Source organism: Cupriavidus basilensis, from assembly GCF_000832305.1.
Lineage (GTDB): Bacteria > Pseudomonadota > Gammaproteobacteria > Burkholderiales > Burkholderiaceae > Cupriavidus > Cupriavidus basilensis_F.
Genome location: NZ_CP010536.1, coordinates 3,568,241 through 3,582,146, shown reverse-complemented (window position 1 = coordinate 3,582,146; position 13,906 = coordinate 3,568,241). Strand labels below are relative to the sequence as shown.

The following is a 13,906-nucleotide window of genomic DNA, read 5'->3' as shown; positions in this document are numbered from 1 at the left end:
CGCTCACCGGCCATTCGGCGGGCGGCGAGCGCAGGCTGGACGGCGGGTTCGTCGGCCCCTACTGGACGGTGATGGTCGCCATCATATTTGGATGTATGCCGCAGAAGATCTTGTAGACCCCCGGCTTGTCGAACTTGAACTTGTAGGTGTCGTTCTGATCGAGCGCGCTGGAGCGGAACAGGCCGGCGTCGTTGACAACCGTGTGCGGTTCGCCATCGAGGTTCTTCCAGGTCACGGTCGAGCCAGCTTTGATCGTGAGCGACATCGGCGAGAACATGAAATTCTTCACAACGACGACGTGGTTCTCCTGCGCTTGCGCGAAGGAGAACTCGCAAGCCAATGCTGCCATGAGTATCCCGGCTCCGAGGGGGACGACGAAGGCGCGGCGAAGGATGGTTGTTAGCATGATCTGGGTCCTGGTTGGTTGGCGGTGCCTGGAAATTCAGGCGAGCGTGGTGTCGGCGAGTGTCGCTGCAAGCGGGTGGCGCATGATCTTGATGCTGGTCACGCCAAGCATCCCGGGAAGCTGATCGCCCGGCACCGTCAGCGGCATGGGACCGGGCCCATTGCCGGCAGTCGGTTGTGGATAGGCCGTCGAGCGCGCCGTATGGAAGGTGATATTGCCCTCCACCTTCGACACGATCTGGTGGATATGGCCGTTCAAGACCGTGACCGAGCCGAAGCGCGTCAGATAGCGCATCGCCTCGCCCGCGTCGCCGGTGCCCCAACCCCATGGTTGGTAGATCGTCCACATTGGCATGTGTGCAAAGACGACGATCGGCGTGCTGGACGAGCGGCCCTTCAGATCGGCTTTCAGCCAGGCGAGTTGGTCGTCGCCCAGGCCGCCCAAACCGTTTGGCTTGAAATGCATCACGTTGACCAGGCCGATAAAGTGGACGCCGCTGTGGTCGAAGCTGTAGTAGCCCTTGTTGCCGGAGGCTTGGCCGAAGCGGTTGAAGTATTCCGTTCCAGGCCCGTCGGTCACGTCATGCTCGCCGGGCACGGTATGCAACTCGGTGATATTCAACCCCGACATCAATTGGGCCGCGCGGTCGAACTCTTCGGCCTTGGATAGATGCGTAATGTCGCCCGTGTGGATCGTCAGCGCCGGCTTGATCGGCATGGCATTGACGAAGTCAATGGTCTGCCTGAGCGTGCCCGCGACGTCGGGATTGGCTTCCTTGTTGAAGCCAATATGCGTGTCGCTGATCTGCAGGAAAAGCGGGACGCCCGCGGCAGATGACGGGCCTTTCCCGGAGGCGGCAAGGCCCAGTTCCACGGGCGCGAGAACGCCGCCCGCCAGGACAAAGACGGTGCCCGCGCCACCGAAAGCGAGACACTTCAATGCGCCGCGGCGCGACGGGTTGGACGGAAGATCTGACGACATATTGCCCTCACAAGGAAAGTTCGAGAGGTGGGCCGCCGGACCATCCGGCGGACCTCCCGATTGGATTCACCAGGTAAACCGCCGGGCTATCCGTTTTATTCCGCGATGTGTACCGCGCTGCGGCGGCTAGGAAGCCGGGTGCGCACGCAGGTCCGTGATGAAGCCATTGAGTTCAGCTTCGCCGGCATCGGTAATCGCCCAGTAATTCATCCCCGCGGCACTCCAGTGGGCGAGGTGATAGCCCTGCTGCGCGTATAGGCGAGGCGTGGCGCCCGCGTCGTTGCCCGGCCACACATAAAGATTGATCGGGTGCAGCTTGTAGCGATAGACCATCACGGCCACCGCCCGCCCGTTCAGGTAATCCAGCCGGCCGCCGACCAGCGGATACCCCTGCTGCACAAGATCGACCACGGGCGGCGCAAAGTCCAGCTTGCCGTCAAACCACGGCTTGACCGTATGCCGGTCGGTTGAAATCACATCGGAGAGGTGATTGACCTGCAGCGAGCGAATATGGTTATCCACGAGTTCCTGGGTCAGGCGCGTCTCGCTCGACGGCACGGAGAGGTACAGCCCCACGCTCCAGGTCAACGCGACCACGCTCATCAGCATCGCGCCAGCCGGCGCCCAAGCCAGCGACCCACCGCCACGCCACTGACCGAATCGCTCACCCAGCCGCTGCCAGAGCGGGCGGCGCGCCGGCAGCGCAGCCTTGATGCGTTTCACCAGTGCCTGCGGCGCCGCCACGCGCAAATCCGCCTGGCGCAGTTGCGCACTCACCAGGCGGTGTTGTGCATAGACCTGTCGGCACTGCTCGCAGTCAGCAAGATGGCGCTCGAACTCGAGCGCTTCGGACAGGCTCAACTCCTGGTCGAGATAGCCCGGCAGCAATTCAAACGCTTGCTTGTGATCCATCACGCCTCCTGATCCGTCGGGGCTAGCAGCGCCGCGAGTTGCTGGCGGCCTCGGCCCAGGCGAGACATCACCGTGCCGATCGGGATGCCCACGATGGCGGCGATTTCCTTGTACGACAAATCCTCCAGCTCCCGCAGCACGACAACCTCCCGGTATTCCAGCCGCAAGCCCCGCAGCGCCTTGTGCACCCGCTTCTGGTTCTGGCTGCGTATCAGCATCGCTTCAGGACTGTCGTCATGGTCGGCGACACTCGTCTCAAGGCTATCCATGTCTTCTTCGAACATCATGGTTTGGGCTGCATGCCCCCGGTTTTGCTGATGCCAGGTGTAGAAGGTGTTGCGCACAATGCTCAACAGCCATGCACGGGCATCCTCGCCGTGGAATCCGCCAAAGAACCGGAACGCGCGCAGGTACGCCTCCTGCACCACGTCCTGGGCATCCTGGTCGTTGTGCGTGAGCCATCGCGCAACATTGAAGGCCGAGTTCATATGCGGCAATAAAAGCGTCTCGAAGCGCTGCGCGGTGTCTGGATCGGCCATTGTGAAGTTTCTGCTGTAACCGCAATCCGTGCCCGGCAGTGCGTTAACAGCAAGACCGCCGGCATGCCATTTTTATTCCCGGAACCGCCGCCTGAAATGGATCCCGTGTGGATTTCGCATGGCAAGCGCCGATCATGTGACCGGTGTGCCGCCTGCGCCCGTAATCAAGGGGTGGGCTTCGTCTGTGCGGTCTGGCTGTCACCGGCCTGTGCTGCCTGGTTTCCACCCATCAGCGCATTCCTTTGCGCTTGATGTTTGGCTTCCAGCCTTTGTTCCGCTGCTTGAATGTCGGCGGGATAGTCACCATTGTCGCCTTGGGAGGGGTTGTAGCCGACCGACTCCAATTCCTCGAGTTCATGTCGCACTTGCGCACGCGTGATTGGATGCGTGGCCGGTGCCGGCGGCATTTGCGCATAGACACTAACGGAAGTTGCCATCAACGCGGCGCTCACGATGAGCGAGCCGCGCATGGGCAACACGAAAGGCCGGTTCAGTGAATTCGATTTCATGGCAGTACTCCTTGGTTGTGCGAGCGAGCCATGCCCGCGGTCGACACGACTGCGCAGCAAGACGCTCTGCACGGGTAAACCGCGGGACCGGTCTGCTTATTCCCCAATTTCCTTCGCAGGAAAAACGCATCCGCGACTTCAGCGACATCAGCGACATCAGCGGCATCAGCGGCAAGAGGACAAAGGAACATGAACCCGGGCGCAGGCATTTCCCTTGGCCGCTGGCCGCATCCATAGCCTGTGCGGGAATAAAACGGGTGGCTGCGCGGTTCTACAAATGCACGGCGAACCAGTTCTCGGGATGGATCGATACCCCCGGAAACCGGAAGCGCGTTACGTGCCCAGGCGTAGCCTTCACGGAGACGCGCTTTGGAAGCTATCCCTACTGTATTTGGAGCTCGTCATGAAAATCCTGATTTCGGCCACTGTCGCGGCATTGACTTCCTTCGCTGCCCTGGCGCAGTCGTCCAGCACCCCCCCGACTTCTGACAGCAGCACCCATATCGTCGGGCCGCGCGATCCCTACACGGATGGCGCGAAAGCCGGCAAGTTCGACGTGTATTCCGACGGCGCAAGAATCACGGATCGGCGCGATCCGTTCACCGACGGCGCGCACAGCTAAGACGCTGCCAGATCCACGGGCGGCTTGAATGGAAAGGGCGGGGCCGCGGCCCGCCCGTATCGCGCCAGAGCCCGGAAATTGCCAAGGCCCTCAGGCGGCTGCACACTACCGATTGGCAGTGATGCCAACCCAGCGTGCGCTCGGCAGTGCAGGCGCCTGGTGGCAAGCGCTGGCGCATCGAGAGCCGTGGAGGGCAGAGCATGTCACGCGTTCCCTATCTTCAAAGGTGGCGGCCGGCGGGTGTGCGATCGGTCCGTCTGACTACCGGACTGGTGCTGTTTACCTATGTGGGCACGCACCTCCTGAACCACTCGCTGGGGAATATCTCGCTGGCCTGGCTGGAGCGTGGCCTGCTCGTGCAGAAGTTCATCTGGCAGGGATGGCTTGGAACGGCCCTGTTGTACAGCGCGCTGGTGGCGCATTTCTTCCTGGGTCTGTGGGCTCTGTACGAACGGCGCTCGTTGCACTGGACCCCGGGTGAGGTAGCGCAACTCGTCCTCGGCTTGTGCATACCGCCGCTGCTAGTCAACCATGTCGTGAATACACGGGTCGCCTTTGCCGAGTTCGGCCTGAACAAAAGTTACGCACAGTTGCTGTACGCGTTCTGGATCGATTCACCGTTTTTCGGCCGCGTGCAGCTGATGCTATTGGTGGTGGCCTGGCTGCATGGGTGTTACGGCATCTGGTTCTGGTTGCGCTTGAAACCATGGTTCGGGGCGTGGCGCAGCGTGCTGCTGAGCGTCGCCGTGCTGGTCCCGGTGCTCGCGCTGCTCGGCTTCTTGCAGGGCGGACGGGAAGTGATCGCGCTCGCGCAGGATCCCGTCTGGCGCGCCGCGGCGACCCGGACCACGATCATCGGAACGGGGCTGCAAAACCTCTGGCTCGCCGAGTTGCGCAACGACTTTTTGCTCTTCGATGGTGGTGCGCTGCTGCTGGTGCTCGCAGCGCGGCTGGTGCGCACGGTGCGGGAGCGCCGGGCCGGGCGGCTCTGCGTTCAGTATCCGGACGGGCGAAAGGTATTCGCGCCGCTCGGATTCTCGGTGCTGGAGGCTAGCCGCATGGCCGGGGTGCCCCATGCCAGCACCTGCGGTGGCCGTGCCCGATGCACGCTGTGCCGGGTGCGTGTGCTCAGTGCCGTGCCGCTGCCCGCGCCGGCGGAGGCGGAGCGGCGCGTTCTGGAGCGGCTGGGAGCGGATTCGCGGACAGTGCGCCTCGCCTGCCAGTTGCGGCCGACCCATGATCTGCGCGTGTGGCCACTGGTGCCGCCGGCCGCATCGGCAGCCTTCCTGCAGCGGCGCCAGCGGGACGTCATGCCGCAAGAGCGGTTCGCGGCATTCATGTTCGTGGATATGCGGGATTCCACAAAGCTTGCGGCGGCACAATTGCCGTACGACAGCCTGTTCATGGTCAGCCGCTTCCTCAGTGCGGTCTGCGCCGCGGTGGTTCAGGCGGGCGGTCTGCCAAACCAGTTCCTGGGAGATGCGGTGCTCGCCATCTTTGGCTTGCGCTGCGAGCCGGCCGAGGCCTGCCGCCAGGCGCTTGGCGCAGTGCCGCTGGTTGCAGCCAATATCGAGGAACTCAACGCTGCGCTCAAGCAGCAGTTGCACACGCCAATCCGCTTTGGCATCGGATTGCATTGCGGCCGGGCCGTCATGGGCGAGATTGGTTTCCGCGACCACGTTACGTTTACGGCAATTGGTGACCCGTTGAATGTGGCCTCGAGACTCGAGCAGTTGACAAAGGAGATGGCTTGCGAGGCGATCGTCTCGGAACAGGTCTTCCAGCAAGCCGGCGTTTCGGCCGCAGGCCTGCCGCAGCTTGCCGCACACCTGCGAGGCCGCGATGACCCGGTGCCCGTTTGCGTGCTGACCAAGGCGGCGCAGATGCCTCGGGCCTGACTACGCCCTGCGCGCCGCGCTCTAGTGTCCAGCAGGCCAAGGGCAAGCTGCGCGAAGTGTTCGGTCGGCCACCATCAGCGCTGGCCACGCGCCCCGGGTCGCTTGCGCGATCGCGCTTATGCGTCAATGCTTGTTCCCATACCACATTCACGGAGCCGCATCATGGACACACGAAGCGAACTGCAAGCCACCGTGGATGCCCTGGTTCAAGCAGGCAAAGGACTGCTGGCCGCCGACGAGAGCGGGGCGACGATCGCCAAGCGGTTCGAACGCATCGGCGTGGCATCGAGCGAGGAGAGCCGCCGGGCGTGGCGCAACCTGCTCCTGTCGACACCAGGTCTTGGTGAATGCATCAGCGGCGTGATCCTGTACGAGGAAACGCTGGGCCAGTGCGCCGACGATGGCACGCCGCTGCCAGCGCTCGCCGCGCGCCATGGCATTGTGCCCGGCATCAAGGTGGACAAGGGCAAGCTCGCGCTCGCCCACGCTCCCGGCGACGAGATCACCGAGGGCCTCGACGGGCTGGCCAAGCGGCTTGCCGCCTATCGCCAGCAAGGCGCACGCTTCGCCAAGTGGCGCGCGGTGTACAACGTGTCCGGCGAACTGCCCAGCCGGCTTGCCATCCAGGCCAATGCGCAGGCGCTGGCGCGCTATGCCGCGATCTGCCAGGAGATGGGCGTGGTGCCTATCGTCGAGCCTGAGGTGCTGATGGATGGCGCGCACGCCATGGCGCGTTGCGCCGAGGTCACCGAGGCGGTGCTGCATGACGTCTTTCACGCCTTGCACCGGCATGCGGTAGTGCTCGAACACATGCTGCTGAAACCCAGCATGGTGCTCCCCGGCAAGGACGCCGGGCACGCGGCGCCGGCCGAGGTTGCCATGCAGACCGTGCAGGTGCTCAAGCGCACGGTGCCCGCGGCGGTGCCGGGCATCTTCTTCCTGTCCGGCGGCCAAACGCCCATTGAGGCCACCGCCAATCTCGATGCCATGAACCGGCTCGCCCCGTTGCCCTGGCGGCTGTCGTTCTCCTACGGGCGCGCCTTGCAGGAGCCGCCCCTGCTGGCCTGGCGCGGCGAGGCCGCCAACGCGGCGCAAGCGCAACGGGCCCTGCTGCAGCGCTCACGGCTCAATGGCCTGGCCAGCCTGGGACAATATGAAGCGGCGCTGGAGACCGCTGCGGGCTGAGCATTCGGCAGGCGCGGCCAGGGCAGGGCGCTCAAGCTTTGAGGCAGCGCTCCTGCAGGAAGCGGCGTAGCGCTCGGACGCGCGGCGCCACGCCGGACAGGAGGCAATCCAATGCGTGTTTCAGCATCTCGGCGGCCCCTCATGTGGCTCTGCGGCCTCGCCTTGGCGGGGTCAATGACCTGGGTGCAGGCTGTCCAGGCTGTTCAGCGCATACAGTGCGATGGCCAGCACGTGCAACGCCACCGCCGCCTGCGCTCACGGCGAGACGGGTTCCTCCATCTGATAAGCCCGGTGAAGCAGTGCCACGAAGCTCGGCGCCGCAGGCATGGGCGCGGAACCGATCCGGTTCACCGCCACCCCCGGCGTCCAGGAGTTCATCACCGCTGCCCCGCCCAGGCCAGGCAGGTCCGCAAGCGCCACCGGCTGGACGCGCTGACGCACACCGAGGCGATCCAGTTGCCGGCGGACGATACCCATGGTCGTGCCTGCCAGCATCTCGGCCTCGGGCCACACCACCGTTTCCGCGTCTGCGTCCCAAAAGACCAGGTTCCAGATGGTCCCCTCGCTAAGCCGCCCCCGAGCATCGACGAAAGCGGCATCGTCGAAGCCTTTGCCCACGGACTGGCGGAGGAAATACGTCTTGGCCACTTCGCCAACGTGTTTCAGGGCGGGGAGCACCCGCTCGTGAGGGACAGCGGCCAACCCCAACGGCCCCTGTGGGCCGGACGCGGGCGGCCCGGTACGCACCAGCATTTCAGGCTCGACATCCGCACCGGCCACGGTGAACTCACCCGCCGGCGAGTACACGGTGGCCACCAGCGAGACGTCCGCCGGCGCGCATGCCAGCGCCGCGCGCAGATAGGCACGCACCTGATCGTCGGGCAAGGCGCGGCCGAACAACGCCATCGAGGCAACCCTGAGCCGCTCGAGATGGAGGTCCAGCCCACGGGCCCGGCCCCCGCGCACCTGCATCGCGGTGAAATGCGCGTAGCCCGCAAAGGCAAGGGGTGCCAACCCGGCGAGCGTTGCCGGCAGGCCGTTGCGGTGAACGATAAAGGAAGACTGGCTAGCTGACATGGGTCGCTGTGACTCCGGTAGTGGCATGCAATGGGCTTGGCGAAAGCCGCGTCCCGCCTGCATGTGCAGGGTTGGCCGCAACTATCTGCTATTGACCGCGCTTTGAGAAACGAGTATTTCTTGCCGGATCATTAAAAATGGCTTGAAGATCGATGAAGCGAATGCTGCCGGGCACACGCGCACTGAGGACCTTCGAGGCAGCCGGGCGGCACTTGAACTTCACGCGCGCGGCGCAGGAGGTGGGGTTGACGCCAGCGGCCGTCAGCTACCAGATCAAGGAGATCGAGGGCCAGCTGGGCATCGTGCTGTTCGCGCGCACCAGCCGCAGCATCCAGCTCACGCCAGCCGGCGCCGTCCTGTTCGAGGCGGCCGCCGACGCGCTCGACACCTTGCAGCGGGCCACCAGCCGGGCCCGGAGAATGGCGCGGGGCCCGGCGCATCTGCGCATCTCGCTAGGCGCGATGTTCGCCACCAACTGGCTGCTGCCACGGCTTGCGCGGTTCAGGGCCGCCAACCCGACGCTCGAACTCACATTCGATATTTCCGATCAGGTACGGGACTTCGACGCGGACGACGTGGATATCGCGATCCGCTTTGGCGCGGGGCACTACGAAGACACGTGCTCGGACCGGTTGTTCGACACGGTTGTCGTCCCGATCTGCAGCCCGAAACTGCGCGAAGCCGGTACCCGGCTGCAAACACCGCGGGACTTGCTTGGCCACACGCTGTGCTATGTCGACTGCCCGGTGGACGGCATGGCCTGGCCCGACTGGCGCATGTGGATGGCCGCCGCCGGCATTGACGATTTCGACGACAGCCGATGCGTCGCCTTTGCCGATTCGAGCCATGTCGTGCAGGCCGTGATCGACGGCGCTGCCATTGGCCTCGTGGAACTGCCCATGATTGCCAATGACCTGGCCCAGGGCCGCCTGGTGCGGCTATTCGAGATTGGCGTGAGCATCGCGCCGGCGTATGCCTATCATCTCGTCTATCCGGCGCGAAGCAGCCAGGATCCTCGCATCCTTGCGTTCAGCCAATGGATGCGCCATGAGACGGCGCACACGACGCACCCTGTTAAAGGATAGGATTTTGCCGCCCAGCCTCGCTGAAAGAGACGGTGGGAGCACACCGGTCAGCGGCGGTCAATCGGCTATGATGCTGACGCCGGCGATGCCGGCAGCGACTGGTCATGGCGGGGAGATTCGGGTTTGCCCCGGTAAAGTATTTGCACTCGTTGTCGATATGCAGTGTAGGCACTGCCCCCCCTCAATTCGCCCGATCTGCTGTCATGGCCAAACCTACGCATTCCAGCCGTCGTAAGCGTTGCCCGATGCGGGTTGGCTGCGCATTCACGCGTAGCTATCGCAGCCCGGACGCCACCATGCCGCGCCATCGGTTCTTTCGCGATGCAAGCGCCAACGGTTCGCTTCACGGCACGGCAAAAGTGCCTGCCGAAGCGCGGCTAATCCATCCCGAATCCGCAAAGTGAATCACCAGGCGCGACGCATCGGGTTTGCCTCCCTGCTAACGGGCCTGGTCAGCCTTCTTTTATTGTTCTTGTCCGGTTGCCAGCAGCAAGACAACGCTTCGCCAGGCGCCGCCGTGCCCGCCAGGACTTCCATCACCGCGTTGATATGGGCGCCAGACTGGCCAGAGGAGATGCTCCAGATTGCTGCCGAATTCAGCAAGCTCAATCCAGATGTCCGCGTGGATGTGCAGTTCATGATCGGCAATTCGGTCGAGGAGAACATCAAGCCCCGGATCGCCTCTGGCAACTTGCCGGATCTGGTGAGTGTCAACCCGAACGCCTATGCGGCTGAATTGGCCGATCAGGGCATCCTGGCAGACGTGAGCACCACATCGGCATGGAACAACATGCTCAGCCCGCTCAAGGGGGACTGGACCAGTCGCCAATCCAGGCGATTTGGCATATCCGGCGGCGTGGCGACAACGCTGATCTACTACAACAAGGCACTGTTCGCGAGGGCTGGGATCAAGGAACTGCCAACCAATTTCCACGAGTTCCTGATGGTTTGCGAGCAGCTCAAGCTTGCGGGCTTCACACCCATCATGTGGAGCGGCGGCTTCCCGAACATGCTCGGCAACGGCCCCTTCAGCTTTGGCTTTGCCAACAACGTGGTGGCGCGCGAGCCAGCCTGGAAGCAGAAGATCGGCGATGGCACGCTGGACCTGAACACGCCCGAGGTAGCCGATATCTTCGCCAGTATTGCGCTGATGCCGCAACGCGGCTACGTGCAAGACGCCTTCATGGCGACGGATTACGATGAGGGCATACGGCTGTTCAAGGATGGCAAGGTCGCGATGGCTTTTCACGGCAGTTGGGCGGCTGGCCATTTGCTGCACGGCAATCCGTTCGAGGTTGGCGTGTTCATTCCGCCCTGGAACGCGCCCGGCAAGCGTGTGGTGCCTGTGATCGGCAGCGAAACCGGGTTTGCGGTGTGCGACACGCCCCACAAGGCCGCAGCCATGCGTTTTCTCGAATTCATTGCCGGCAAGGGGTTCTCCATTCTCCAGAGAAAACGCCAGAACATCCCCCCATTCAAGCAAGGCGCGGGAACGCTTGCGAGCGATCAGAGAATGATCGACTACACAAACATGGTCAGCCGCTATCCGGTGACCGCCAGCCCCTACTATTCGGTTCTGCCTTCCAACTCGATCGAGCAGCTTCATCGATTGATGCAGGACGTGCTGACCGGGACGATTACGCCCGCACAGGCAGCCAGACGCCTCGACGCGTCGGTCAAGAATGAAGCAAAGATGCACTACAAATGAGCTCAATCACAGGTTCGCTGCGAAGCGCCTTCGCCTATCTCTCGCTGGACCTGCTGCGCCGTGTCGAAATCCGCTACCGGCTGATGACCGCGTTCAGCCTGCTGTCGCTGATACCGATACTGATTTCGGGCTACATCTCGTATGTGGAATCCACCGCCGCGATCAAGGAGAAGGCGCAGATCTTCTCCAAGGAGATGGTCAAGCAGGTCTCCAAGAACATCTCGCTGCGCATGGAGCAGGTCGAGACGGAAAGCAGCCTTCTTGTCCTGTCCGATCGCGTTCAAAATGCGCTGACAAACGTGGTCAACGGCAGCGCAAAGGAGCAGAACGAGGCGCGCCAGGATATGACCCGGCTGCTGCTGCAGCACTACGGATCGGCTGACTTCATCAACCAGAAGTATCTGCTCGACAAGAACAACCGGATCATGGACACCCAGGTGTTCGCGCAGCTGACGCGGGGTGTCATGCGCCTGGTCAAGCAGGCTCCCGAGCGCAACGGCCGGGCTTACTGGGGCAGTTACGACAACGGCGCCGGACAGCAAAACCTGGGGATGGTGCGCGCCATCATTGGCAAGAGCAACAATCGGCAGATCGGCAACCTGGTCCTGGTCATTCGCCCCGACTATTTCTCGACCATGTTCAATGACGTCGCCTTGGGGAGCGGAACGCAGATCTATGTGCTCGATGCCAGCAGCAACAAGCTGGTTGTCCGCACCGACGGCATATCCACGAACACCGACGGGACGGCCGAGCCTGACCTGATCAGAAAAATCGCGAACAACACGCTAAACGGGGAGCCCAGTGGGTTCGTCGACTTCGAGGGCCAGCGCGAGGGGCGCTACCTGGCCGCGTACACGGGAATTCCCGGCACGACATGGATCGTGGTCAGCACCATCCCTGAGAAGAAGCTGATGGCGGAGGCACAGTCCGTGCGCAATCAGATCGTACTGGTTGGCATCTCGGGTTTCCTGCTCTCGATCTTCCTGGCCTATTTCATCTCCCACAGCATTTCGGCACCACTCAAAGAGCTGGTGCGAAAGATGCACGACACCGGCAACGATGCGGGCGCCGAGGCACAGGCGCTGGCGCGCACCGATGCCGGCGGCAAGGACGAACTGGACTGGCTCGCGCAGTGTTTCGAAAGAATGAGTGGGGCCATCAAGCAAAAGATCCAGAAGATCAACGAAATCAACGCCTCCCTGGAGCAGACCGTCGACGAGCGCACCGCGGAACTCGTCACCAGGGAGCAGGAGTCGCGAACGTTGATCGAGAACTCGCCGGACACCATTACCCGCTACGACCGAGACCTGCGCCGCACTTACGCCAATCCGGCCTTCTGCAACTCGGCAGGGTGCAGCCTTGCCGAATCGCTCGGCAAGCGGCCCTCGGAAATCCCCGGCGGCGCCAATGCGCTGATCTACGAGGAGAAGATCGCCGAAACCATTGCAAGCGGGAAAAGCGGGCAAATGGAGCTGAGATGGCTTAGCAGGGATGGGCAGGAACATTGCACCCATATCCGCCTGACGCCGGAGATTGACCGCTCGGGCAAGGTGAACTCGGTGCTGGCCGTGGGCCGCGATCTATCGGACCGGATGGCGTTCGAGGCGACCATCTGGAAGCAGGCCAATTTCGATGCGCTAACCCATCTTCCGAATCGCCAGATGTTTCACAGCCGACTCGAGCACGAAGCCGGCATCGCGCATCGCTCCCGGCAGCATATGGCCTTGATGCTGATCGACCTGGATCGTTTCAAGGAGGTCAATGACTCCTTGGGACACGACACAGGCGACATCCTGCTGATCGAGGCGGCCAGGCGCATCATTTCGTGCGTGCGCGAATCGGACATCGTCGCGCGCCTGGGCGGTGACGAGTTCACCGTCATTCTGCCCAACACGGGCGATACCAAAAGCATTGAACGCATCGCCAAGGCCATCATCCACAAGCTGGCCGAGCCCTTCGCGCTCGGCGCGGACGAGGCTTTTATTTCCGCCAGCGTCGGCGTCACGCTTTACCCCGACGACACCAGCGAACTGGACGTCCTTTTCAAGAATGCCGACCAGGCCATGTATGCGGCCAAGAACGCCGGGCGCAACCGCTTTTGCTACTTCACGCCCGACTTGCGCGTAGCGGCAGAAAAACGCCTGCGCCTCACAAGCGATCTGCGTGCCGCCCTGCCTGGCGGACAGTTCAAGGTCTACTACCAACCCATCGTGGACCTGGCCACCGGGGAAATCCGCAAGGCCGAGGCACTGATCCGCTGGTTGCACCCCGAGCGCGGCACGATCAGTCCGCTGGACTTCATTCCCCTGGCCGAAGACACAGGGCTCATCGTGCCAATCGGGGATTGGGTGTTCAAGCAGGCCGTGCATCAGGCCCGTCAATGGCGCGGCCGCTTCCATCCGTTTTTCCAGATCAGCGTCAACATGTCGCCGATGCGGATTCGGCAAGACAGCCAGGTTTGTGCGCAATGGTCCGACTATCTCATGCGCGAAGGGATGCCGGGGCAGAGCATGGTGGTTGAAATCACCGAGGGCCTGCTGCTGGACGCTGAACTGAACAAGAAGCTGCTGACCTTCCGCGATGCGGGAATCGGCGTCTCGATCGACGACTTCGGCACCGGTTACTCGTCCCTGGCCTATCTCAAGCGCTTTGACATCGATTACCTCAAGATCGACCGCTCATTCGTGCAGAACCTCGGCTCAGACGGCGACAATCAGGCGCTTTGCGAAGCCATGGTCATGCTGGCTCACAAACTGGGTTTGAAGGTCATTGCCGAGGGCGTGGAGACGACAGAGCAACGCGATTTTCTCGTCGCCGTGGGTTGTGATTTTGCCCAGGGCTATTTGTATTCCCAGCCGGTTCCGCCTGATCAGTTCGAGGGCTTGGTATGGCCGGATATCGGGCAAAGGCCGGGTAGCCAGGCCGGCGCGATGATCTGCTCCGCATAGGCCCGGCAGTCTTCATCGCCATGCCCATCCCGGCAT

12 protein-coding genes are annotated in these 13,906 nt (G+C 63.0%); 6 read left to right on the top strand and 6 right to left on the bottom strand.

From position 1 onward, the window contains the following. Positions 1-58: 58 nt before the first annotated feature. From RR42_RS16535 to RR42_RS16515, 5 genes are all read right to left on the bottom strand, one after another. Positions 59-406 carry a cupredoxin domain-containing protein gene (locus RR42_RS16535; RefSeq protein WP_043349057.1) on the bottom strand — a complete coding sequence of 116 codons (348 nt, stop codon included), beginning with the start codon at positions 404-406 and terminating at the stop codon, positions 59-61. 36 nt (positions 407-442) lie between these two features. Then, positions 443-1,387 (bottom strand): metallophosphoesterase family protein, encoded by a 945-nt coding sequence (locus tag RR42_RS16530; protein ID WP_043349054.1) that lies wholly within the window; start codon positions 1,385-1,387, stop codon positions 443-445. Between the two features lie 126 nt (positions 1,388-1,513). After that, positions 1,514-2,299: an anti-sigma factor family protein gene (locus tag RR42_RS16525; protein WP_043349050.1), complete on the bottom strand. Its 786-nt coding sequence runs from the start codon at positions 2,297-2,299 to the stop codon at positions 1,514-1,516. Further along, positions 2,299-2,838 carry a sigma-70 family RNA polymerase sigma factor gene (locus RR42_RS16520; protein ID WP_043349047.1) on the bottom strand — a complete coding sequence of 180 codons (540 nt, stop codon included), beginning with the start codon at positions 2,836-2,838 and terminating at the stop codon, positions 2,299-2,301. The genes RR42_RS16525 and RR42_RS16520 overlap by 1 nt, the downstream gene beginning before the upstream one ends. Positions 2,839-3,002: 164 nt before the next feature. After that, positions 3,003-3,347, bottom strand: coding sequence for a DUF4148 domain-containing protein (locus tag RR42_RS16515; protein WP_052494668.1), 345 nt, complete (start codon positions 3,345-3,347; stop codon positions 3,003-3,005). 403 nt (positions 3,348-3,750) lie between these two features. Between RR42_RS16515 and RR42_RS16510 the strand changes: the two genes are divergently transcribed. From RR42_RS16510 to RR42_RS16500, 3 genes are all read left to right on the top strand, one after another. Then, positions 3,751-3,969 (top strand): hypothetical protein, encoded by a 219-nt coding sequence (locus tag RR42_RS16510; RefSeq protein ID WP_043349044.1) that lies wholly within the window; start codon positions 3,751-3,753, stop codon positions 3,967-3,969. Between the two features lie 200 nt (positions 3,970-4,169). Then, entirely contained in the window at positions 4,170-5,867 is a 1,698-nt protein-coding gene (locus RR42_RS16505) for an adenylate/guanylate cyclase domain-containing protein (protein WP_063778447.1), read from the top strand. A gap of 162 nt (positions 5,868-6,029) precedes the next feature. Beyond that, positions 6,030-7,052, top strand: coding sequence for a class I fructose-bisphosphate aldolase (locus RR42_RS16500; RefSeq protein WP_043349038.1), 1,023 nt, complete (start codon positions 6,030-6,032; stop codon positions 7,050-7,052). Between the two features lie 255 nt (positions 7,053-7,307). On the opposite strand, the gene RR42_RS16495 is transcribed toward RR42_RS16500, so the two are convergent. Continuing rightward, complete coding sequence (locus RR42_RS16495; RefSeq protein WP_043349035.1) at positions 7,308-8,129, bottom strand: aminotransferase class IV family protein; 822 nt, start codon at positions 8,127-8,129, stop codon at positions 7,308-7,310. A 152-nt stretch (positions 8,130-8,281) separates the two neighbouring features. Between RR42_RS16495 and RR42_RS16490 the strand changes: the two genes are divergently transcribed. The 3 genes from RR42_RS16490 (at position 8,282) to RR42_RS16480 (ending at position 13,870) form a co-directional block, all read left to right on the top strand. Continuing rightward, positions 8,282-9,214: a LysR substrate-binding domain-containing protein gene (locus RR42_RS16490; protein ID WP_043349032.1), complete on the top strand. Its 933-nt coding sequence runs from the start codon at positions 8,282-8,284 to the stop codon at positions 9,212-9,214. 472 nt (positions 9,215-9,686) lie between these two features. Beyond that, positions 9,687-10,922 carry an extracellular solute-binding protein gene (locus RR42_RS16485; protein ID WP_043352254.1) on the top strand — a complete coding sequence of 412 codons (1,236 nt, stop codon included), beginning with the start codon at positions 9,687-9,689 and terminating at the stop codon, positions 10,920-10,922. Then, a complete protein-coding gene (locus RR42_RS16480; RefSeq protein WP_043349028.1) occupies positions 10,919-13,870 on the top strand; it encodes an EAL domain-containing protein in 2,952 nt (983 codons plus the stop codon). Before RR42_RS16485 ends, RR42_RS16480 begins: the two co-directional genes overlap by 4 nt. The last annotated feature ends 36 nt before the right edge of the window (positions 13,871-13,906 follow it).

Coding starts and splice junctions, on each gene's coding strand:
- RR42_RS16535 (WP_043349057.1), bottom strand. CDS start 406: ATGCTAACAACCATCCTTCGCCGCGCCTTCGTCGTCCCCCTCGGAGCC.
- RR42_RS16530 (WP_043349054.1), bottom strand. CDS start 1,387: ATGTCGTCAGATCTTCCGTCCAACCCGTCGCGCCGCGGCGCATTGAAG.
- RR42_RS16525 (WP_043349050.1), bottom strand. CDS start 2,299: ATGGATCACAAGCAAGCGTTTGAATTGCTGCCGGGCTATCTCGACCAG.
- RR42_RS16520 (WP_043349047.1), bottom strand. CDS start 2,838: ATGGCCGATCCAGACACCGCGCAGCGCTTCGAGACGCTTTTATTGCCG.
- RR42_RS16515 (WP_052494668.1), bottom strand. CDS start 3,347: ATGAAATCGAATTCACTGAACCGGCCTTTCGTGTTGCCCATGCGCGGC.
- RR42_RS16510 (WP_043349044.1), top strand. CDS start 3,751: ATGAAAATCCTGATTTCGGCCACTGTCGCGGCATTGACTTCCTTCGCT.
- RR42_RS16505 (WP_063778447.1), top strand. CDS start 4,170: ATGTCACGCGTTCCCTATCTTCAAAGGTGGCGGCCGGCGGGTGTGCGA.
- RR42_RS16500 (WP_043349038.1), top strand. CDS start 6,030: ATGGACACACGAAGCGAACTGCAAGCCACCGTGGATGCCCTGGTTCAA.
- RR42_RS16495 (WP_043349035.1), bottom strand. CDS start 8,129: ATGTCAGCTAGCCAGTCTTCCTTTATCGTTCACCGCAACGGCCTGCCG.
- RR42_RS16490 (WP_043349032.1), top strand. CDS start 8,282: ATGAAGCGAATGCTGCCGGGCACACGCGCACTGAGGACCTTCGAGGCA.
- RR42_RS16480 (WP_043349028.1), top strand. CDS start 10,919: ATGAGCTCAATCACAGGTTCGCTGCGAAGCGCCTTCGCCTATCTCTCG.